The sequence below is a fragment of the Blastococcus litoris genome (genome assembly GCF_003075095.1).
In the GTDB taxonomy this organism is placed as follows: Bacteria; Actinomycetota; Actinomycetes; order Mycobacteriales; family Geodermatophilaceae; genus Blastococcus_B; species Blastococcus_B litoris.
Genome location: NZ_QCZF01000005.1, coordinates 228,240 through 249,434, shown reverse-complemented (window position 1 = coordinate 249,434; position 21,195 = coordinate 228,240). Strand labels below are relative to the sequence as shown.

General features: G+C 70.6%; 19 protein-coding genes and 1 tRNA gene. 5 read left to right on the top strand and 15 right to left on the bottom strand.

Annotated features, from left to right (window positions below; all coding sequences use genetic code 11):
* Positions 1–33: 33 nt before the first annotated feature.
* Together DCS98_RS12855 and DCS98_RS12850 are read right to left on the bottom strand one after the other, a co-directional pair.
* Positions 34–837, bottom strand: a complete 804-nt coding sequence (locus DCS98_RS12855; RefSeq protein WP_116451759.1) for a DUF2470 domain-containing protein — start codon at positions 835–837, stop codon at positions 34–36.
* Positions 838–897: 60 nt separating this feature from the next.
* A complete protein-coding gene (locus tag DCS98_RS12850) occupies positions 898–1,170 on the bottom strand; it encodes a hypothetical protein (protein ID WP_116451758.1) in 273 nt (90 codons plus the stop codon).
* Positions 1,171–1,285: 115 nt separating this feature from the next.
* Between DCS98_RS12850 and DCS98_RS12845 the strand changes: the two genes are divergently transcribed.
* Complete coding sequence (locus DCS98_RS12845) at positions 1,286–1,507, top strand: DUF5703 family protein (protein ID WP_241037831.1); 222 nt, start codon at positions 1,286–1,288, stop codon at positions 1,505–1,507.
* On the opposite strand, the gene DCS98_RS12840 is transcribed toward DCS98_RS12845, so the two are convergent.
* From DCS98_RS12840 to DCS98_RS12810, 7 genes are all read right to left on the bottom strand, one after another.
* Complete coding sequence (locus DCS98_RS12840; protein WP_116451756.1) at positions 1,504–2,310, bottom strand: pentapeptide repeat-containing protein; 807 nt, start codon at positions 2,308–2,310, stop codon at positions 1,504–1,506. The two genes, DCS98_RS12845 and DCS98_RS12840, sit on opposite strands and share 4 nt — an antisense overlap.
* Before the next feature lie 13 nt (positions 2,311–2,323).
* Positions 2,324–3,235: an NADPH:quinone oxidoreductase family protein gene (locus tag DCS98_RS12835; RefSeq protein ID WP_241037821.1), complete on the bottom strand. Its 912-nt coding sequence runs from the start codon at positions 3,233–3,235 to the stop codon at positions 2,324–2,326.
* Positions 3,236–3,334: 99 nt separating this feature from the next.
* Positions 3,335–3,778: an SRPBCC domain-containing protein gene (locus DCS98_RS12830; RefSeq protein ID WP_116451754.1), complete on the bottom strand. Its 444-nt coding sequence runs from the start codon at positions 3,776–3,778 to the stop codon at positions 3,335–3,337.
* A 96-nt stretch (positions 3,779–3,874) separates the two neighbouring features.
* Complete coding sequence (locus DCS98_RS12825) at positions 3,875–4,597, bottom strand: tyrosine-protein phosphatase (protein WP_116451753.1); 723 nt, start codon at positions 4,595–4,597, stop codon at positions 3,875–3,877.
* Positions 4,594–5,397: an SDR family oxidoreductase gene (locus DCS98_RS12820; RefSeq protein WP_116451752.1), complete on the bottom strand. Its 804-nt coding sequence runs from the start codon at positions 5,395–5,397 to the stop codon at positions 4,594–4,596. Before DCS98_RS12820 ends, DCS98_RS12825 begins: the two co-directional genes overlap by 4 nt.
* Before the next feature lie 7 nt (positions 5,398–5,404).
* Positions 5,405–6,724: a M20/M25/M40 family metallo-hydrolase gene (locus DCS98_RS12815; RefSeq protein WP_116451751.1), complete on the bottom strand. Its 1,320-nt coding sequence runs from the start codon at positions 6,722–6,724 to the stop codon at positions 5,405–5,407.
* 143 nt (positions 6,725–6,867) lie between these two features.
* Complete coding sequence (locus tag DCS98_RS12810; RefSeq protein WP_164704548.1) at positions 6,868–7,599, bottom strand: SHOCT domain-containing protein; 732 nt, start codon at positions 7,597–7,599, stop codon at positions 6,868–6,870.
* Between the two features lie 209 nt (positions 7,600–7,808).
* On the opposite strand from DCS98_RS12810, the gene DCS98_RS12805 reads away from it, so the two are divergent.
* Together DCS98_RS12805 and DCS98_RS12800 are read left to right on the top strand one after the other, a co-directional pair.
* Positions 7,809–8,834, top strand: coding sequence for a GGDEF domain-containing protein (locus DCS98_RS12805; RefSeq protein WP_241037945.1), 1,026 nt, complete (start codon positions 7,809–7,811; stop codon positions 8,832–8,834).
* Positions 8,835–8,889: 55 nt separating this feature from the next.
* Positions 8,890–8,974, top strand: a tRNA-Leu gene (locus DCS98_RS12800).
* 114 nt (positions 8,975–9,088) lie between these two features.
* Here the strand turns inward: DCS98_RS12800 and DCS98_RS12795 are convergent.
* From DCS98_RS12795 to DCS98_RS12770, 6 genes are all read right to left on the bottom strand, one after another.
* Positions 9,089–10,285 carry a tyrosine-type recombinase/integrase gene (locus DCS98_RS12795; RefSeq protein WP_164704547.1) on the bottom strand — a complete coding sequence of 399 codons (1,197 nt, stop codon included), beginning with the start codon at positions 10,283–10,285 and terminating at the stop codon, positions 9,089–9,091.
* Positions 10,286–10,860: 575 nt separating this feature from the next.
* Positions 10,861–11,697 carry an NAD(P)-dependent oxidoreductase gene (locus tag DCS98_RS12790; protein WP_116451748.1) on the bottom strand — a complete coding sequence of 279 codons (837 nt, stop codon included), beginning with the start codon at positions 11,695–11,697 and terminating at the stop codon, positions 10,861–10,863.
* 493 nt (positions 11,698–12,190) lie between these two features.
* Entirely contained in the window at positions 12,191–13,777 is a 1,587-nt protein-coding gene (locus tag DCS98_RS12785) for a methyl-accepting chemotaxis protein (protein ID WP_116451912.1), read from the bottom strand.
* Between the two features lie 792 nt (positions 13,778–14,569).
* Positions 14,570–15,775 carry a phosphoglycerate dehydrogenase gene (serA, locus tag DCS98_RS12780; protein WP_116451747.1) on the bottom strand — a complete coding sequence of 402 codons (1,206 nt, stop codon included), beginning with the start codon at positions 15,773–15,775 and terminating at the stop codon, positions 14,570–14,572.
* Between the two features lie 417 nt (positions 15,776–16,192).
* Entirely contained in the window at positions 16,193–16,675 is a 483-nt protein-coding gene (locus DCS98_RS12775) for an acyl-CoA thioesterase (RefSeq protein WP_116451911.1), read from the bottom strand.
* A gap of 77 nt (positions 16,676–16,752) precedes the next feature.
* Positions 16,753–17,655 (bottom strand): bifunctional methylenetetrahydrofolate dehydrogenase/methenyltetrahydrofolate cyclohydrolase, encoded by a 903-nt coding sequence (locus DCS98_RS12770; RefSeq protein ID WP_116451746.1) that lies wholly within the window; start codon positions 17,653–17,655, stop codon positions 16,753–16,755.
* Between DCS98_RS12770 and DCS98_RS12765 the strand changes: the two genes are divergently transcribed.
* Positions 17,633–20,317 (top strand): GcvT family protein, encoded by a 2,685-nt coding sequence (locus DCS98_RS12765; RefSeq protein WP_206340240.1) that lies wholly within the window; start codon positions 17,633–17,635, stop codon positions 20,315–20,317. The two genes, DCS98_RS12770 and DCS98_RS12765, sit on opposite strands and share 23 nt — an antisense overlap.
* Complete coding sequence (gene purU / locus DCS98_RS12760; protein ID WP_116451744.1) at positions 20,314–21,165, top strand: formyltetrahydrofolate deformylase; 852 nt, start codon at positions 20,314–20,316, stop codon at positions 21,163–21,165. Before DCS98_RS12765 ends, purU begins: the two co-directional genes overlap by 4 nt.
* The last annotated feature ends 30 nt before the right edge of the window (positions 21,166–21,195 follow it).

Here is a 21,195-nt window from a genome sequence, read left to right as displayed (position 1 = left end):
CCGCAGCCGGCCGCGGGACTCATCGCGCCGGTGTCATCCCCGCAGCAGCCGGGTGCGCGCGGCGCAGGTGAGGCGGCCGATGGCCGGTGCGAGCTCCCCGGCGCAGCGCAGCGGCCGGCCGAACGGGATCCGCACGTCCCGATGGCCGGCGGGGCGTTCCACGCGCAGCCGGAAACCGAACCTGTCGAGCCCGAGCGGGCGCAGCACGTCGTCCGGGCCGAGGGAGCCGGGCGGCAGGAGGCCGCCGAGCAGGGTGAGGAACTCGGGGTGGTCGCCGTCCAGGTGGGCCAGGTGCTCGGCCTCCAGCGCCGCGAGCGGGTCGGGGCGCGCGGCCAGGAACTCCAGCGGGCTCACGTCGATCGCCGCGCCGCCCTCCCCGAGCACCACCTCGGCCAGGTCGAGGCGGAGCAGGGTGGCGGTCCGGCCGACGTCGAGCAGCACCTCGCTGGGGCGCGCGTCGGCGAAGGCCAGCACTGCGGGCCGCTCGTCGCGCGCCGGGACGGGCGTGAGCCAGCCGGACAGCCACAGCTGCGCGCGGACCGGCCGGCGCACCGGAACGGGCGCGTGGTCGGTGACCATCATGAGCGCGGAGAGGTCCGAGCCGGGAGCCGCGGCGACCGCGCGCACCAGGTCGCCGTCGGTCGGCACGGCGACGAGCACCTGCCCGGCGTCGGTGACGGCGTGGGCCAGCACCCGGCTGCCCTCGACACCGACGGCGCAGACGCTCGCGCCGGCCCGCGCCGCCACGGTGCGGGCACGTTCGGCCGGACCCGGGCGCAGCGCATCGACGTCGGAGCGCTCGGGCTCGGGCGCCGGGCGGCTCGGACAGGTCGGCATGGCGCCCTCCTCGGCTTCGGTTAGGGCAGCCTAACCAAAGCCGAGGGCCGCCGGAAGTCCTCAGCTCAGGACGTCGTCCTCGTCGACGGGCACGTCGGCCTCCTGCTCCAGGACGTCGGCCTCGTTCGCCTCGCGGTCGCCCACCGGACGCGGAGGGCTGCCCGCCTCGCCCGGACGCGCCGACAGCTGCTGCTCGAGCGCGTCGGCCTCGGGGACGTCCTCACCCGGGCCGGTCGCGTCACCGGCCGAGGTCACCGCCGGGGGGTCCAGGAGGGCCTCCTGCTCCGCGCGGTCGGCGTCGGGCACCTCGCTCGGGATGCCGGGTCCGGTCACGTCGTCCTCCTCCGGTCGTGCGCTGGCGGGTCGACCCCATCCTGGCCGACGGCATCGACCGTGGCAGACCGGAGATGTCGGCCAGGCCACGATCGCGTGACCAGCGCGTGCCCGCGTGGCACCATCGCAGTCGATGGAGGCGGCCGGCGATTACCAGTACGCGCCGCTGCGGATCCCTCCGGGCACGTCCCGGTCCGCAGCGGCGACCATGCTGAGCCTGCAGGCAGACACCGGCGGCTGGGAGCTCGCCCGGCTCCAGCTCCACCCCGACGGCACGCGCAAGGTGATCCTGCGTCGTCGTGCGCGCCTGTCCTACCTCCCGCTGCCGGTCATCTAGCCACCCCAGTGCGGCGGGACCGTCACGGCGCCAGGTAGCCGGGTCGAGGAGTTCCCGCGCGCCGCGGTCACCTGCGGCTGGGTGAGGAAGAGGACCGCGCCCAGGTCGGCACCGCGGAGGTCGGTGGCCCGCAGGTCAGCGCCCAGCAGGTCCGCCCGGCCCAGGTCGACGCCGCGCAGGTCGGCCCCGATCAGGTAGGCGCCGCGCAGGCTCGCATCCCGCAGCCGGGTCCGGCGGAGATCGCGTCCCATGAGGTCCGCGCCGCGCCGGTCGGGCGCTCCGGGTCCGCGCACGGCCTCGCTGGCGGCCGAGAGCACCTCCCCGACCCTCGCCCGGTGCGCCGCGACGTCGAGGGCGGCCAGCTCGTCCGCCGTCCCGGCCGCGAGGCGCTCGGTGAGCTGCTCCAGCTCCCGGACCTCCCGTGCACCGGTGAGCGTCCGCGCCTCGGCGAGGTACCAGAGCGCCTCGTGCAGCTGCCGCACGACGGGGAGGACGGCGAACTGCGCCGCCGCCAGGTCCGGTGCCTCGCGCCAGCTGCGCCCGCCGAAGGTCTCCTGCGTGATCCGCTGGCCGGCGCCGAAGCAGTCGAACACCGTGCACCCCGGGAAGCCGCGCTCGCGCAGCTGCGCGTGGATCCCGCAGCGGAAGTCCTCGCGCAGGTTCGGGCACGCCACCCCGGCCGGCTTGTCGATGGCGAAGTCGGCCGAGGCGGCGAACGCCGGTGCGACGCAGCACAGCCCGGCGCAGCGCGAGCAGTCCGCCCGCAGGTGCGCCCGCTCGTCGACCAGCGGGAGCTCCGTCACGGCTCCACGCTAGTTACGGGACGAGGACGACCTTGCCGACGGTCTCCCGCGACGCCAGCTTCAGCAGGGCCTGCGGGGCCTCCTCCAGCGGGTGCACCGACCCGACCAGGGGGTCGACGTCGCCGGACCGCACGAGCTTCACCAGCTCGTCGTGGACCTGCCCGAAGATCGCCGGTTCGTGCTTGCGGTACAGCCCCCAGTGCAGGCCGACCACGCTGTAGTTCTTCACCAGCAGGTGGTTCGCGCGCGCCTCGGGCATGCGGCCGCTGGTGAAGCCGACGACCACGAGCCGGCCCTCGAACGCGATGCACTTGGTGCTCTTGTCGAAGACGTCGCCGCCGACCGGGTCGTAGACGATGTCGGCGCCGTGTCCGCCGGTGACCTCCTTGACGACCGGCACGAAGTCCTCGGTCGTGTAGTCGACGACGTGGTCGGCGCCCAGCTGCGTGCAGACCTCGGTCTTGCGCTTCCCGCCGGCGGTGGCGATGACCTTCGCGCCGGCAGCCTTGGCCAGCTGGATCGCCGCCGTCCCGACGCCGCCGGCGCCGGCGTGCACGAGCACCCAGTCACCGGCCGCGATGCCCGCCCGGCGGTGCAGGCCGACGTAGCCGGTCTGGTAGGTCAGGTAGAGCGAGGCGGCCTTCTCGTCGGACATCTCGTCGGGGACGGGGAAGGCGCCGGCCGCGTCCATGAGCGCGTACTCGGCGAAGGCGCCGGGGCCGCCGGCGGGCGAGCCGATGACCCGCTGGCCGGTCTCCACGATCTCGCCGCACAGCTCCACGCCCGGGGTGTAGGGCAGCGGCGGCTTCTCCTGGTACATGCCCATGGCCATGAGGACGTCGGGGAAGTTCAGCGCCGCCGCCCGCACCTTGACCAGGACCTGGCCCTCCCCGGGGGTGGGCTGGTCGACCTCGTCCAGGCTCATGACCTTCGAAGGGTCGCCGAGCTCGTGTACCCGCCATGCACGCATGGCCCCGACCCTGCCAGATGGCTCGTGACGACCGTCACCGGGTGGTTCGGCTCGTCAGTCGGCCCGCCCGTCGAGCGCGCGTGTGCGCAGCGCGTCGTTCATGGCCTCGAAGCCCGCGCGGGTGCCGCCGTCCAGCAATGCCCGGAGCGGCCGCACGAGCACCCCGCTGAACGACTCGCTCTGCACGAGGTGGGTCCCACCCGGCGTCGGGAAGAGCTCGAACCGGTGCCGGCCGTCGAACAGCCCGGGGACGCCGAGGTGGCCCAGCCACTCGAGCACCGACCCGGGGGTCACCGCGGTCACCGCCGGGCGGATCGGGAGGGCGCGGCCGCCGGGCGGCTGGAGGCGGAGCGTCAGCCGCTCGCCGACGGCCACCGTGCCCGCCGCGGAGGGGATGAACGGGTTCCACTCGGGATAGGCGGCGAGGTCGACCAGGTGCCGCCACACCTCGGCGGGCGGCGCCTCGATGTCGATCTCGGTCCCGATGTGGTGCCGCATGGCGCACCTCCAAGTCGTGGCAGGTGGGTCAGTGTGGCCCGTTCGGGGGCTGCCGGACGGAATCAGCGCACGGACGGCGGGGGGCTCGGGGACGACTCACCCCCGCAGGCGGGCCCGGAGCTCCGCCACGTCCGCGTCGGCGACGCCGGCGTCCCGCAGGTAGGCCTCGACGTCCAGCTGCTCGAGAGTGGCCAGGACCGCCGCCGGAGCCGTCGTCCCGCGCGCCGCCAGGAAGCCCGCCACCTCGGCGCTGTCGTCGGGCCGGCCGGCGGCCGCGTAGAGCACCTTGAGCGGCTCAACGGTCAGCTCGTAGTCCGTGGCCACCGCTTCCGGTTCGACGCCGGCCAGCGCGAGCAGCAGCAGGGTGACCAGCCCGGTCCGGTCCCGGCCCGCGCTGCAGTGGAAGACGACGCCGGGCTCGCTCCGGGCGAGGGCGGTCATCACCGCGGCGACCCGGTCGGGGCGACGGGACAGGAACGGCAGGTAGTACATCGGCGTCCCGTCGAGCCCCTCCTCGCGCAGGTGGCGCCACAGCTCGACGTCCTCGATCCCGTCGAGCGGCACCCGCACGCGGGTCATGCCGACCGGGTCGACCGCCTCGGACTCCACCTCGTCGTCGTTGCGCAGGTCGACGACCGTCCGCACGCCGGCGTCCCGGGCCTCCTGCCAGCCGCGGTCGGTGACCAGCACCAGCGTCGCCGACCGGTAGAACGCCCCGGTGTGGGTCCGCCGTCCGTCGCGGGTCGGCAGACCGCCGAGGTCGCGGGCGTTGTGGAAGCCGTCCCAGTCGACCGCCCGTTCCGCCGCCGCGCCGGTCATCGCATCGACGGCGGCCGCAGCGCCTCCGGGACGACGGCGGTCTCGCCGGCCTCGGTCTTGGCCGACGGCACGCCCTTGAACTTGTAGGGCACGACACCGACGCCGGGCTGGATGACGTAGGCGGCGCCGGGCTCGGCCGACGTCCAGGCCATGACCATGGCGTCGGCGACCTCCTCGGCCGAGAGCACCGGGAAGTTCGCGGCGGTGAACTGGTCGCGGATGCGGTCGATGATCGCGGTGTCGGCGAAGCCCGGGCAGATCGCCGAGATGGTGATGCCGTCGCGCTGCAGCCGCGGTGCCATCGACCGGACGAAGGCGATCGCCCCGCCCTTGGCCACGCTGTAGCCGGGGTCCCCGGCCATCGGCGAGAGCCCGGCGAGCGAGGCCGTCACCACGATCGCCCCTCCCCCGGCGCGCTGGATCGCCGGCCGGGCGGCCTGCGCGCCGTACACGACGCCGAACAGGTCGATGGCCACGACCTTCATGAACTCGTCGAGGTCGAGCGCGTCGTCGGACTTCGCCGCCGAGATGCCGGCGTTGAGGTAGGCGGCGTCGAGCCGGCCGTACTCGGCCTCGATCTGCGCCACGACCGCCTCGTTGGCGGCGAGGTCGGTGACGTCGAGCGGCAGGAACGGGCAGCCGAGGTCGGCGGCGACCTGCCGGTTGCGCTCGGAGTCCAGGTCGGTGAGGACGACGGTGACGTCGTGGGCCGTGAGCTTCGTGGCGAGGGCGCGGCCGAAGCCGCCGGTCCCCCCGGTGATCAGAGCGACGGATCCGGCGGCGTGAGTGGGCTGGGTCACGTCCCCATCATGCCGAGCGCAGGAACCGGTCGAGCACCCGGATGCCGAACCTCAGCGACTCCACCGGCACCCGCTCGTCGATGCCGTGGAAGAGCGAGGCGAAGTCCAGCTCCGGCGGGAGCCGCAGCGGCGAGAAGCCGAAGCAGCGCATGCCGAGGGTCTGGAAGCTCTTGGCGTCGGTGCCGCCGCTCATCGTGAACGGCACCGGTCGCGCGCCGTCGTCCTCGGCCTTGAGCGCGGCGACCATCTGGTCGACCAGCGGGCCGTCGAACGTCGTCTCGACCGCCTGGTCGTGGACGATCCAGTCGCGCTGGATGCCCTCGCCGATGAGCGAGGCGAGCTGGCGCTCGAACTCCTCGTGCTGGCCGTAGAGGAAGCGGCCGTCGACGGTCGCCGACGCGGTCCCGGGGATGACGTTGGCCTTGTAGCCGGCGTCGACCATGGTCGGGTTGGCTGTGTTGCGCAGCGCGGCGCCGATCATCCGGCTGATGCTGCCCAGCCGGGCGAGCGCCTGCTCGGGCTCGTCCGGGTCGATCTCGATGCCGTAGGCGTCCTCGACCGCGGCGAGGAAATCGCGCATCGGCGGGGTGAGGACGGTCGGCAGCCGGGCCGACCCGAGCCGGGCCACGGCCTGGCAGAGCCGGGTGACGGCGTTGTCGTCGTGCACGAACGAGCCGTGGCCGGGCTTGCCCGACGCGGTGAGCCGCATCCAGGCCAGGCCCTTCTCCGCGGTCTGGACGAGGTAGAGGCGCAGGTCGTCGCGGACGGTGATGCTGAAGCCGCCGACCTCGCTGATCGCCTCCGTGCAGCCCTCGAACAGGTCGGCGTGCTCGTCGACCATCCAGCGGGCGCCGAGCTTGCCGCCGGCCTCCTCGTCGGCGAGGAAGGCCAGCACGATGTCGCGCGGCGGCTGGACGCCGGTGCGGGCCCAGTCGCGTACCAGTGCGAGGACCATCGCGTCCATGTCCTTCATGTCGACCGCGCCCCGGCCCCAGATGTAGCCGTCGCGCTCCTCGCCGGAGAACGGGTGCACGCTCCACTCGGCCGGGTCCGCCGGGACGACGTCCAGGTGGCCGTGCACGAGCAGCGCTGGGCGGCTGCGGTCGGCGCCGGGGATGCGGGCGACCAGGCTGGCCCGGCCCGGTTCGGACTCGTGGATCTCGGACTCGATGCCGACGTCGGCCAGCTTGCAGGCCACCCATTCGGCGGCCGACCGCTCCCCCGCGCTCGTCGCGGTGTCGCCGGTGTTGGTGGTGTCGATCCGGATGAGATCGGACAGCAGCTCGGCGACCTCGTCCTGGGCCCGGAGCAGCGGCGCGTCATCCATCGGGCGAGCCTATGCCGCCCGCCGGCCTCAGGTGCTGACCCAGGTGAACAGGGCGTTCCCGGCCAGCACCCCGACCACGGCGGCTCCCAGGTAGAACAGCCACCACGGCCACGTGCGCCGCTCCGGTGGGACCTGGGGATCGGTCATCGTGCGGTCTCCTCGCGCAGCGTGGCCTGCTTGGCCAGCCGGTACTCCTCGTCGGTGAGCTCGCCGGAGGCGTGCAGGGCGGCCAGCCGCTCGAGGCGGCCGGCGACCGACATCGCCGACGCGCGGGGGTCGTCGCGCGGGGGCGCGTCGCCGCCGGGCAGGTCGCCGCTGGGCATGTCGTCGTCCAGCGGGCCGGGTGGCGGCGCCGACTCCGGGAGGTCCCGTCGGTGCACGACGACCGGTGCCGGCCCCGGCTGCCACCCGTCCCGGCGGTGGCCCTTCAGCGCCCAGAGCACGATGAACAGCGGTCCGGCGCCCATCGCGACGAAGAGGACGCCGCAGAAGACGTAGCCGCCGTTGACGCCGAAGCCCTCGGGCGGGTCGACGAGGCCGTCCTCGAGGAAGTTCCAGCCGAGGACGAGGAACAGCGCCGGCCAGCCCAGCCACACCGGTTGCGGTGCCCGGAGCACGTGGGCGCCCCACAGCGTGCCGACGAGGCACACGCCGGCGAGGCCCAGGACGAGCAGCATCGCCGTCCCCGTGCCGTCGGGGCACGGCGGCGCGGACACGTAGGGGCCGCCGTCGGCGCAGGACCCGCCCACAGCGCCGACCGACCGCATGATGTCGGAGAGGATGGTGATCGCCGCGGCTCCGGCCGCCACCCCGACGCCGAGCACCGCGAAAGCACGGACGCGGACGGCGGCCGACCGAGGTTCCGACGACGTCACCCAGCACCTCCGACCGCGGCGGACCGCTGCGGAGGGTAGGGGGAGCACGGGCGGGGGTGGAAGGCGTGACCGTGCGCTGCCGGGTGGCGGCCCCGCTGCCGGGATTCCGGACGAGGTCGTCCGCATCGGTGCGCAAGGGGGCACCCCCGGAGGGGTGAGGGCCTCTCGTCCGAAGGCCCGGAGCGGTCGATGCTCATCGGGTGACGGGGATGAGCATGCGGGCGCGGGAGCCGGAGTCGGCGGCCCGCAGCGGTGTGCTGATCCTGGTCGTCGCGGCCCTGGTCCTCGCAGCCTTCAACACCTTCCAGCCGCTCCCCTACAGCGTGTGGGCGAAGGTAGCCGCCTGGTCGGCGGTCGGCCTGGTCCTCGTGATCGCCGGAGCGGTCTCGCTCGCGCCGGCGGACCGGCTCGACCGCATGGGCGTCTTCACGATGATCGCCCTGGGCGGGGTGCTGCTGATCTGCGGCCTCAACGTGCTCACGAACGACCCCTCCGCGGCATCGCAGGCGTTCCTCGCCTTCCCCGTGCTCTGGGCGGCGTCCCACCTGCAGCGGGGGGCGGTGGTCGTGGTGACCGGGACGGCGGTCCTCGGCGACGGAGTGGCTCTCCTGCTGCTGCTTCCCGTGGAAGCGGCGATGACCGACCTCGTCTTCTTCGGCGCCGTCCTGGTGGTCATGGCGGTGATGCTGGTCCGTGCCAACAGCACCCAGGAGCGGCTGGTGACCGCCCTGCAGGAGCAGCTGACGGTCGACTCCCTCACCGGTCTGGCCACCCGCCGCGCTTTCGACGGCGCGCTGGAGGCGGCCCTCTCGCGGTCGGTCCCGGGCGGGACGGCGCTGGTGCTCATCGACGTCGACTCGTTCAAGACCATCAACGACACCCACGGGCACCCGGTCGGGGACGACGTCCTCGTGCACCTCGCGACCGTGCTGACGGGCCGGGTGCGGGCCGAGGACGCCGTCCTCTCCCGGCTCGGCGGCGACGAGCTCGCCGTCCTGATGCCCGGGTGCGACCGCACGATCGCGCAGTACCGGGCGCAGGACCTGCTCCAGGCGGTCCGCTCGGCACCGATGACGCTCCCCGACGGCACGCTGCTGGCGCTGTCGATCAGCGTCGGCGTGGCCCACGTGCCTCAGCACTCCAGCGACCGCCGGGGGCTCTACACCGCCGCGGACGCCGCCCTGTACGAGGCGAAGCGGGCCGGCCGCGGACGGGTGTCGGTCGCCGCGACCTGAGCGGCGGGGGGTGCTTCGGACGCCGGGAGCGCTCCGGTAGTCTGGTCCTGCACTCGTCCGGGTGGCGGAATGGCAGACGCGCTAGCTTGAGGTGCTAGTGCCCTTTATCGGGCGTGGGGGTTCAAGTCCCCCCTCGGACACAGCATCGCCCCGGCGTCTCAGCAGGTCAGAGAGCCGGGGCGGTTTCGCCTCAAGGTCAATAGGGCCTCGCGATACCTATTTGATACTTATGGCGCCTCGTCAGCCTTGCCTCGTCAGCCTTCCAGGAGGGCGGCGAAGCGGTCCGCGGCCTCGCGGCCCATGCCGGGGTGGACGTGCTGGTACACGGTGAGCGTGATGGTGGCGTTGGCATGCCCCAGGCGCTCGGAGACCACCTTCACCGGGACACCGTCGGCGAGGAGCAGGCTGGCGTGGGTGTGGCGGAGGTCGTGCAGACGGATCGCCGGGAGCTGTTCACAGCCCAGCGCTTGGCGCGCTCGGGAAAGGTGCGCGACGAACTGACGGGAGAACCGCTCCGGATGACGCGGCGAGCCGTCCAGGTTGCTGAAGAGCAGCGCGCCGTCCCGGATGAGATCTCCAGCAACCTCGTTCCGGGCGGTGCGGTAGGCGCGCAGCGCCGCCACGGTGCCGGCGTCCAAGTCGACGACTCGGGACTGGCCCGTCTTGGTGGGGCCCTCGACCAGCTGCTGGCCGGCGCCCTTGGTCTTGATCACGCCGAGGCTGCGGCGCACCGCGAGCCGGCCGGCGTCCAGATCGATGTCGCGCCACCGCAGGGCCAATGCCTCACCGCGGCGCATGCCGGTGGCCGCGAGCAGGCGCCAGCCCATGGCCGCGTCTCTGTCGTAGGCGGCGGCCCAGCGGAGGAAGCGGCCGAGCTCGACCGCGGTCCAGGCCTGCATCTCCGGCGGGCGGGCCTCCGAGGGGCTCGGCGGGGTGGATCGGTCAGTGGGGTTAGCCGGGAAGCGTCCGTGCTTGACGGCGTCGCTCAGAGCCGAGCGCAGGATGGTGAAGACGTAGCGGACCGTCCGCGCGGACAGACCGCCCGTGCCGTCGGCTCTGCCGGAGGACTCCAGCTTCCGCATCCAGATGTCGACCATCGGTCCGGTCAGCCGTGCGACCTGCCCACTGCCCAGATGTGGATCGATGTGCAACCGGATGTTCTTACGATACGAGGCCACCGTCGAGGGACTCAGTCGCTGCCCCTGGATCCAGTCCTCGAGATAGGCGTCAAGCCGCTGATTCGAGGGAGGCACCCACTGCCCGATCTCGGCCTTTCGGATCTCCGATCGGAGAGCGGCGGCCGCGTCCTTCTTCGTTAGGAAGCCGCGCTTGAGAACGACGCGAGTGGTGCCGTCCTCAAGCGAGACCGGATACTTGATCAGGAACCGCGGCCCAGATCTCGTTCGATACTCACTGATCCCGCCTTCGCCCTTGTGACGCCGCTTGGTCATCCCTGCCTCCGCTGCTCGCACCGTCAGGAGCCCAGCGACGGTGACCCCGGGCCCATGGCCATTGACCCCGACTGATGGGGCTGAGGGACAGGGGCAGCCACATCTGTGGACAGTGAGTCGCGCTGTGGACGAGCAATCGAAAAACGAAGAAGCCGCGCAGCGCATAGCTGGAGATCTACCGGACAAGGTCAGGAGCCATCCCCAGCCGAGCCGTTGGTCAGCGGACAACCCGGTGCCAGAGCTCGTCCTGCTTGATCTCGCTGCCACGCCAGCGCAACGATGCCCGGTTGGTCCGGACAGGGCCGTGGCGGCCGTGGCGGGCAGAGCACTCGGCAGCCACCGCTGCGCGAGCACGGACCAATGTGGACGACCTGGATAACGAGGTCCGGGCACCAGCACACCGTTGACCGCTCACTGTTCCGCGACCCGGATCGCGCGATCACGCGATCACGCGATCACCGCCATGATCAACCGGTGATATCGAGCTCAGCTTATTCGGCGCACGTGAGTCAATTCGGCGCAGGGGACTGCGCTTCAACCACAGCTTGATAGAGCGCCGGCAACTCGTCGTTGCCCTATCCGAGCGAGATGGCCCGGTCGAACAGCTCGATCACGGCAGCTGGCAGCCTGTCGTCGAGCCCCCTGTTCTTGCTCGCTCGGGTCACGTCCTCGAGCGCATGCCGGTGCACCTCGAGCGCGCAGTCGGCGCCGCTGAAATCGTCTCGTTCCACCCTGGCCGCCGCATCGCGCGCGCTGTATTCGATGAAGTCGACCATCCACCGCAGGCGCGACAGCAATTTCTCGACGGGCAGCTGCTCCGCGCGGCACAGTGCCAACGATTGGAGGAACGAGGCCGATGCGCCGTACCAGAAGCCAAGCCACGCGAGGTCGAACGTCGCCGCATCGGTCACGCCCTGGCCGACGAATTCGTTCTCGCCCGCGAGCGGCGCAAGCGTGTCCTGCCACCGTTCGAACGTTGCCGGAGCGCCGGAGTACAAGATCGTTGACAACTCCGTTCCGATGGAGTTGGGGTACGCAATGATCTTGGCATCGAGGTACTGGACGCCCGATCGCGCGGCCCATGAGGCGGTAGCGCGGACATCGTCTGGAGTGCCCGTACTCATCTGGATCAGCGTCCTGCCACGCAGGGCATCCGTCGCGTCGGGGGCCCGCAGGATCTCGTCAGTGACCGCATAGCTGCTCAGCACCGAGAGGACGACATCCGAAGCCTGGCAGGCCGATGCAGCGGAGTCCGCAACCGTGGCGGAGCCCCGGAACGCCTCACTCTTGGAAGAGGTGCGGTTCCAAACGGTAACGTCGTGCCCCGCCTCGCTGAGCACGCGAGCCACGGCTGTCCCCATCTGACCCAAGCCGAGCACGGTCACCCGAGATCTGTGCGTTCGCGTTGTCACGACGGCTGCTCCTTGTCGGTGTGGAGGTGGATGGCTCCAAGCCGTTGACGGGGAGACATCCGTTGGACGTCAGCGTCCATGAGCGCTTCTCGCCCGGCCTCTGCGAAATCCGTAAAGGCTGGCCGACAGGTGTACAAGATCTACACGTACTCACGCGGCGTTCAGGCGGAACATCGGCCCTGCCGGTGCGGAAAGGGGGCGCATCGGCGGATGTGCGCCGGCGCGGTCAGGACGGTGTGAATAATCGCGGAGGATGTGGGCGCGCTGGTCATTCGCGTCTCCGGTTTCGCAACCTCATCAACCACCTGGTCATGGGCCTGCTCGGGACCGGCGGCTTCAGACCGCGGGTACACCCTGGGATGCGAAGAGCCGGTTCACCCCACCAGCGAGGACGCGTACGTGACGGCCGAACCACAGCATCCGTGACGGGTCCGACCGAGAAGAATCGTCCCGTCCCGGCCGCTCGCGATCGGCGGCCGGGACAGGACGACGGTCACCGGTCGAATGTGAACCGAGCGACGGAGGAACGCAGCTCGGCTGCCATATGCGCCAGCTCGTCCACCGCGGTACGGGTTTGCATGAGTGCCCCGGTCGTTGCGGACGCCCCTGCAGAGACGCTGGCGATGTTCTCGGTGATCCTCTCGGTCCCGCTGGCCGCCTGGGCTGCCGATCTCGCCATCTCGTTCGTGGTTGCGGTCTGCTCCTCGACCGCACTGGCGATCGTGGTCTGTCGGTCCGATATCTGACCGACGATGTCGCTGATCTCCGTTATGGCCGTGACGGCCGCCCCAGTGTCGCTCTGGATGGCCTGGACCTGCCGGACGATGTCTTCCGTCGCCCTGGAGGTCTCCTCTGCCAATTCCTTGACCTCGCTGGCCACCACACCGAACCCCTTCCCTGCCTCTCCGGCACGTGCAGCCTCGATGGTTGCGTTCAGCGCCAGCAGGTTCGTCTGCTCGGCGATGGCGGTGATGGCCTTCACGACGGTCTCGATCTCGGCAGAGCTCTGCCCCAGCCGACCGATCGTCGAACTGGTCAACTCGACGGAGTTCACTGCCTGTCCGGCCACAGCACTGGCTTCCGCTGCATTGCTGGCGATTTCGCGGATGCTCGCCCCCATCTCCTCCGCGCCGGATGCCACGGTCGCGACGCTCTGGCTGATCTCGCGAGTGGCGTCTGCCGCCACGTCGGACTGTGCAGACGTCGCTTCAGCCGAGGCGGCAATCTGAGCGGACGAGGCGGACAGCTCCTCTGCCGATGCCGCCACCGCATCGGCGGACGAGATCACTGAGGCCATCACTCGCCGCAGACTCGCCTGGGCGGCGTCGATGGCCACCGCCACCCGCCCTACCTCGTCACCTCTAGTGATCCCGGTGGACTGCGTCAAGTCGCAGTCGGCCATGGCTTCCGCCACCGAGACGACGGCTAGGAGGGGACGGGTGATGCGGCGTGTAACCGCAACCGACACCGCGAGGACCAGTAGCGCACCGAGGGCCGTCGCCGCGATCATCACGAAGGTCGTGGTGCTCTGCTGGCCATCAGCGGCTTCGGTCGCCTCCCGCTCCCGCTGCTGGAGCGATTCCTTCAGCTTCGCGGTCTCCTCGAGGACCTCGTAGAACACGTCATAGCTGTCGCCGAGGATCAGGGCGTCGGCCGCGTCCATCGACGCCGACGTGTTCTGCCGGTACAGGCCTACCACCTGTTCGTCGTATTGGAAGAACCGCTCCCAGGCATCCACTATCGCGCTGAAGTACGCCTGCTCGGTCGGCGTCAACGCGGATACGGGGGCGTCGGCCAAGAGCTGGTTCAGCTCTCCGCCGGACAGCAAGAAGCCGGCCCGATTGCCGCTGCTGGCATCGACCGCTTGGAGCGGCGTGGTCCGCCTCGCGTCCCAGGCGTAGGCCACCTGCCAGCCGCTGATGTCTGCGCCGCGGTACTCCATCTCCTGGACGTGCGACAGGGCCGCTCCGACGGACCCAGTCGTGCGCCGCGCTTCACCCGCGTCGTAGAGCCCCTGCAAGGCCAGTCCGCCCACGACGAGTGCGGCGACGATGCCCATGGCACCGACGGCGGCGATCATTCCGCGCACCCCGGGACGGCCACGTCGGCTCCACACCGTGGGTCCTGCAGCTGTGGCCACCGCAGCGCCACCGCCGGACAAGTCTTCTCTGGGCATCTGCCGTCTCCCTACTACGCGGACGAAAGTCACCGACCTCATTCGGAGATCGGGTGTTCGGGGGGTCAACCGCAGGCGGCGTGCACAAGGCCGTACGCATGCGCGAGACGAGGTTGGAACGGAGGAGTCGTCCAGCCCCGTGCGACCTGCGCGCCACGCTCAGGCGAACAACACCGTGAGAGTCGAGAACTCTGGCTACTTAGTCACGGCGGGACCGGCTGGCTCCGGCTCTTCCATCGGCGTCACGACTGTCGACCCCTTTGCCAAAGCCGGTGATATCCACACCCCACTTGTCCCTTCGCGACAACGGACAGCGGCTCTGACGTCGGCGTTCAGCAGGAGAACGCCGACAACGCCCTACAGTGACCGAGGGCCGTCGTGGTCAGGAGTCGCAGGTGCGAAGGAGCGCTTGACGACATATGTCCGACGCCCCGCTGCGGTTCCGCGGTGCCCGATCCGTCGAGGACGAGCACCTCGCGGAGCTCCACGCAGACGGCTGGCAAGGGGCAGCGACCCCACCGTCGCCGGCGCACAGCGCCCCTCGGCCGGCCGAGACGGTCTGCCGTCAGATGGCCACCGGATGTTGCCTCAGCGTGAACCACACGCCGGGCATCACCTGTCGCGTCGGCACTGGGGTCGGTCGCGGGTCACACCCTCGGTCGAGTCGGCGGGCTCCAGCCTGCGGGAGGAGTTCCTTCAGGGGCGCACGGGAAACGCCGTCAGCCGGAGGGTCTCCGGCATCGCGCGGAGCGCGGTCAGCAGAGCAGGGGGTGGTGCATCGTTGACGTCGGTGACGACGTAGCCGAGTTGTCCTCGGGTGGCGAGAACCTGCCCGTCCACGTTGAGGCCGTGCTGGCCGACCAGGGCGTCGGCCCGAGCCAGGACGCCCGGCGCGTTGTGGTGCAGCAGCGCGAATCGGGCCGCCGACGACCCGTGCAGCGCCACCGGGGGGAGGTTGACACTGAGCGTCGTCGTCCCGGCGCGCACGTAGTCCACCAGCTTCCCGGCGACGAACCGCCCGATGTCGTGCTGGGCTTCTTTCGTCGACCCGCCGACGTGCGGCGTGAGGATGACGTTGGGCAGCCCGCGCAACACGGAGGCGAACTCGTCGCCCTGCTCCTTGGGCTCCTCGGGGAACACGTCGACCGCCGCACCCGCGATATGCCCGCTGAGGACGTTCTCCCGCAGCGCCGCGTGGTCGACGACGAAGCCGCGGGAGAGATTGAGGAAGAGGCTGCGCGGGCGCATCCTGGCGAACTGGTCCGCGCCGAACAGCCCGGCGTTGCCGGCGCGCCCGTCCACGTGAAGGCTCACGGTCTCGGCCCGTTCGAGCAGCTCGTCGAGGCTGCCACAGGCCTCGGCGTTGCCGAGCGCGAGCTTGTCCTCCAGGTCGTAGAAGAGCACCCGCATGCCAAGCGCCTCGGCGAGGACGGAGAGCTGGCTGCCGATGTTGCCGTAGCCGACGATGCCGAGCGTCCTCCCCCGGATCTCGTGGCTGCCGGTCGCAGACTTGTCCCAGATTCCGGCGTGCAGCGAGCGGTCCCGGTCGACCAGTCGCCGGGCCAGGCTGATGATCTCCGCTATCGCCAGTTCGACGACGCTGCGGGTGTTGGAGTAAGGCGCGTTGAACACCGCGACCCCGCGCGCGGCCGCTGCGGCCAGGTCGATCTGGTTGATGCCGATGCAGAAGGCTCCTACCGCTGCCAGCTCCGGCCGGGCGGCCAGGACGTCCGCGGTCGCCTGCGTCTTAGAGCGGATACCCAGCACGTCGACGCCGTCGAGTGCAGCGGTCAGATCCGCCTCGTCGAGCGCTCCCCGCACGGACTCGACCTCGTAGCCGGCCGAGGAGAGCAGCTCCACCGCTACCGGATCGATGTTCTCCAGGAGCAGAGCTCTGGGCATGGCCGGCCAACCTCCTCCAGCAGCGATCTGCTGCTGCTCCACGAAGTCACAACTATGGCGCAAGGCGAGGCGGGGCAGGCGGGCCGACCACTGGCATGGATTGCGGCCAGCGGCGGTCCAGCTGGAGCTCCGACCCCCGGGTGTGGCGTGGCTCTCGGCTGTCGGTCACGAGCTCAATGGCCAGGTGCTCAGTTCGAGGATGTCGTCGACGTCGACCTGAGCCGTCCATGGGTCACGGACAGCCCACGGCTCAGGTCTGCGACGTCGATCTCCAGCCGAGCGCTGCGGGATCCGTTCCGCCAGCAGGACTCCGGGCGGCCGCTCTCACCCGGTAGGTGAAGCCCGCACGGAGCGCGGGGTCGACGGGCGCAGGCGCAGAGCGCTGCGAGGCGCCGTGGACGTCCAACCTGTCCCGCCTCATGTCGGGCCATCCTCCGGCACCTCGGCCGGGGACTGCCGGATTTCCTCGGTAGCTCGCGCGACCGCCCTGCGCAGCTCGAGCCGACGCTCGGCGGCCCGGTGCCGGCGGATCTCCTCCGCCGTCCGTGGCTGCCAGGGCGGCACCGGCACCGACCGGCGGTCCGGCCCGACCGCGACCATCGTGAAGTAGCAGCTGTTGGTGTGCCGCACCGTCTGAGCGACGAGATCCTGGGTCGTCACTCGGACGCCGACCTCCATCGACGTCCGGCCGGTGCGGTTCACGCTGGCCTCGAACGTCACCAGCTCCCCTACGTGGATCGGCTCCCGAAAGACCACCTGGTCGACCGACAAGGTGACGGCGTAGTTGCGCGCGTACCGGGTGGCGCAGGTGTAGGCGACCTGATCGAGGTACTTGAGCAGGGTGCCGCCATGGACATTGCCGGCGAAGTTGGACATGTCCGGGGTCATGAGGATGGTCATGGACAACCGGTGGCGCTCAGCGGGCGTGGCTGGTGTGGGCTCCTCACGAGGAAGGAGCGAGGAAGGGTCCGGAGGTGTCACCTTCCTTGCCGCAAGGTGATCGACGGGACGGGCCGTTCGGCGGCGGCTGCGCGGCGTTCGGCTAGGTCGACGACGTTGCGCAGCAGCATGGCCCGCGTCATGGGCCCCACACCGCCGGTCGCCCGAGTCCACTTCCCCGCCACCTCTTCGACGCCCGGATGGACGTCACCGAGGATGCCCTCGACCGTGCGCGTGATGCCCACGGAGAGCACTGTCGCGCCCGGTCTCACCCAGTAGGGCTTCACGAGGTGTGCGACTCCGGCCGCAGCGATCACCACATCGGCGACGCGCGTGTGAGCCGCAACGTCCACCGTCGCCTCGTGGCACAGAGTGACCGTCGCATGCTCGGTGGGACGGGTCAGCATGAGCCCCAGGGGACGTCCCACGGTCGTCCCGCAGCCGATCACGCAGAACTGGGCTCCCGTGATCGGTACGTCGTTGCGACGGAGCAGTTCCAGGATGCCCTGAGGAGTGCACGGCACGGTCCCGGACTCGCCCAAGACGAGTCGCCCCAGGTTGATGGGGTGCAATCCGTCCGCATCCTTATCGGGATCGATCGCGCGGAGGACCGCTCTCATGTCCACGTGCGGCGGCAGAGGGAGCTGGACGATGAAGCCCGAGCAGCGCGGATCTCGGTTGAGCTCCTCGACGGCCAGGACCAGCTCCGACTGCGTGACGTCCTCCGGGAACTCGACCCGGATCGACTCGATCCCGATCTCGGCGCAGTCCCGATGCTTGCCAGCCACGTAGGACCGTGATCCGGCATCGTCGCCGACCAGGATCGTGCCCAGACCGGGTCGGCGCCCAACAGCAGCGAGTCGCTCGACGCGCGCACGGAGCTCCGCCTTGATCTCGCCCGCCGCGAGGTTGCCGTCGATGACGGCCGCTTTCGAATTCATCGGTCCGTGGGCCCTTCCTGGGCGTGCTGTCGCGCCACACGCATGCCAGCCGCCGTGCCGCTGGTTCGGCGGCCCCCTTGCCGACTCAATGTCATGGGTCCGCACCTCGGCTGGGAATTGGACGATCGAACAGGCTCGGCGGCCCCGTTCAGACACATGGGGCATTGCTGGCGTGGCGCCGCGCGAGAACCGTGGGTCGGCAACGAAGGAGGAGGCCATGGCGCCACTACTGCCGGCACGAGCACAGGTCGTCATCGTCGGCGGCGGCATCATCGGGACCAGCACGGCCTACCACCTCGCCCGCCACGGCTGGACTGACGTGGTGCTGCTCGAGATGAACACCCTGACCTCGGGCACCACCTGGCACGCGGCGGGCCTGGTCACCCAGGCGCGAGGCACGGACGGGACGCGTCGCATCGTCAAGCGCAGTCTCGAGATTTTCAAGAACCTGGAGCAGGACACGGGCTTCGCCACGGGTTTCGTGGAAACCGGAACCCTGAACGTCGCGGCCTCGCCGGAACGCATGGACGAACTGCGCCACCAGGCGAGCGCGGTGCGCGGAAGCGGGGTCGAAGCGACCCTGCTGGACGTCGATCAGACCCTCGAGCGCCACCCGCTGCTCAACCCGGAGGGTCTCCACGGCAGCCTCTTCTTCCCGCACGATGGTCGTGGCAGCGCGACCGACACCACGATCTCGCTGGCCCGGGGCGCCTCCGCCCGCGGCGCGAAGATCCTCGAGGGCGTCACCGCCATCGGCGTGACGACGGGGGCCGGCCGGGTCACCGGCGTGCAGACGGATCAGGGCGACATCGAGGCGGAGTACGTCGTCAACGCCACCGGCATGTGGGGGCGCGAATTCGGAGTCACCGCCGGCGTCCGGCTGCCGCTGCAAGCGCTGGCGCACTACTACGTCGTCACCGAGGCCATCCCCGGTCTGCCGCGCAACCTGCCGACGGTCAAGAGCGGCGACGAGTACGCCTACATCAAGGACGAGGCCGGCGCGCTCATGGTGGGCTTCTTCGAGCCCGGCAGTTATCCGTGGGCGAGCACGGGCATCCCGCAGAGCAAGGGCTTCGTCCAGCTGCCCGAGGACTGGGACCATCTCGGGCCCTTCTACGAGAAGATTATGGAGCGGATGCCCGTTCTGGCGGACGCCGGCATCCGGCTGCACTTCTGCGGTCCCGAGAGCTTCACGCCCGACGGTCAGTACCACCTCGGTGAGGCGCCGGATCTCAAGAACTACTTCGTGGCCGCCGGGTTCAACTCGGTGGGCTTCCTCTCCGGTCCTGGCGCCGGCTCGGTGCTCGCGGACTGGATCGTGGAAGGCCGCAGCTCGATCGACCTGCCGGAGACGGATCCGGCCCGGGTGCAGCGCCACGAGACGAACCGCCGGTTCCTCGAGCGGCGCGTCGTCGAGTATCTCGACGAGTCCTACGAGATCCACTGGCCCTTCCAGCAGCGGACGAGCGCCCGGCCCCTGCGGGTCAGCCCCCTCTACGAGCGGACCGAAGCAGCAGGTGCGGTCTTCGGGGAGCTGGCGGGGTGGGAGCGGGCCAACTGGTACGCCCCCGAGGGGGTGAGCAAGGAGTACCGGTACAGCTTCGGACCGCAGAACTGGTTCGAGCACTCCGCCGCCGAGCACCGGGCGATCCGGGAGGACGTCGGTGTGATCGACACCTCGTCGTTCGGCAAGCTCCTGGTCCAGGGCCGCGACGCACTCGGCGTCCTCCAGCGCATGTCGGTCAACGACATCGCCGTGGACGTCGGCCGCATCGTCTACACGCAGTGGCTGAACGAGCACGCCGGCATCGAGGCGGACGTCACCGTCACCCGCCTCGCCGAGGACCAGTTCCTCGTGCTGTCGGGGCCGGCGACGGTGAACCGCGACCTCGCCCGGCTCCGCCGCCACATCGGACCGGAGGACTTCTGCACCGTCGCCGACGTGACCGGCACGATGGCGATGCTCGCGGTCATGGGCCCGAATGCGCGGCGACTCCTCCAGCCGCTCACGGATGCTGACCTGTCGAACGAGGCCTTCCCCTTCGGGACGTCCCGCGAGATCGATCTCGGCTTCGGCTTCGTCCGCGCCACCCGGGTCACCTACGTCGGTGAACTCGGCTGGGAACTGCTGATCCCCTCCGACATCGCCCGGCACATCTGGGACACGCTCTTCGGGGTGGACGGCGACGGCCTGCGCCCTGTCGGCTACCACGCGATGAATTCGCTGCGCCTCGAGAAGGGCTACCGCAGCTGGGGTCACGACGTCTCGTCTGCGGACAACCTCCTCGAGGCAGGTCTCGGCTTCACGGCCAAGTGGGACAAGCCGGGTGGCTTCATCGGGCGGGAAGCGCTCCTCGCTGCCAAAGAGGCGGGCGTCTCCCGCCGGCTGGTCCAGTTCGTCCTCGACGAGCCCGAGGCCCATCTCTTCCACGACGAGCCCATCTACCGGGATGGCGATCTGGTGGGCCGGGTCGCATCGGCGCAGTACGGCCACACCCTCGGCGGAGCCGTGGCTCTCGGCTGGGTGTCCGCTCCCGGACCGGTGGAGCGGGGCTGGTTCGAAGCTGCCCCCTATGCGATCGAGGTGGCGGACCGCCGGGTGCCGGCGAAGGCCTCCCTCCGCCCCATGTACGACCCTAAGTCCGAGAGGCCGAAGAGTTGAACACCGACGTCGTCCTGAAGCTTTCCTGCGTGGACCGCCCCGGCATCGTGGCCACTGTGGCCGGCTTCCTCGCCGATCGCGGGTTCACCATCCGGGACAGCCAGCAGTTCGGTGACGAGGACACCGGGCTGTTCTTCATGCGTGTCCACGCCGGCAGCATCGACGATGTCAAGGTGGACGAGTTGCGCTCCGCGTTCGAGGAGGTGGCCGAGCGGTTCGCGATGAACTGGAGTCTCCACGACACCACAGCTCCGCACCGATTGCTCGTCATGGTGTCCCGGCATGACCACTGCCTCAACGACCTGCTCCACCGGATGCGAACCGGTGCGCTCCCCGCGAAGATCGTCGCCGTCGTCTCCAACCACGACGACCTACGTGGGTTGGTGGAGTGGCACGGCGTTCCGTTCCACCACGTCCCTGTCACAGCGGAGACCAAGTCGCAGGCCGAGGACGAGCTGCGCCGCCTCGTGGATGAGTACGAGGCCGACACCGTGGTGCTCGCGCGCTACATGCAGATCCTGTCGAACATGCTGTGCGCCGAACTGCACGGACGTGCGATCAACATCCACCACAGCCTGCTGCCGAGCTTCAAGGGCGCTCGGCCCTACTTCCAGGCCCACGCCCGCGGCGTCAAGGTGATCGGCGCGACCGCGCACTACGTCACGGCCGACCTGGACGAGGGCCCGATCATCGAGCAGGACTTCACCCGAGTGGACCACAATCTCTCGGCTGCCGACCTCACAGCCGTCGGCCGGGACATCGAGGCGCTGGCTCTCGCACGCGCGGTCACCGCGCACGCCCAGCAGCGGGTGTTCATCGACGGCAGCAAGACGGTCGTCTTCCGCTGACGCGTTCCCCGTGCTGACCGACCACGCTCG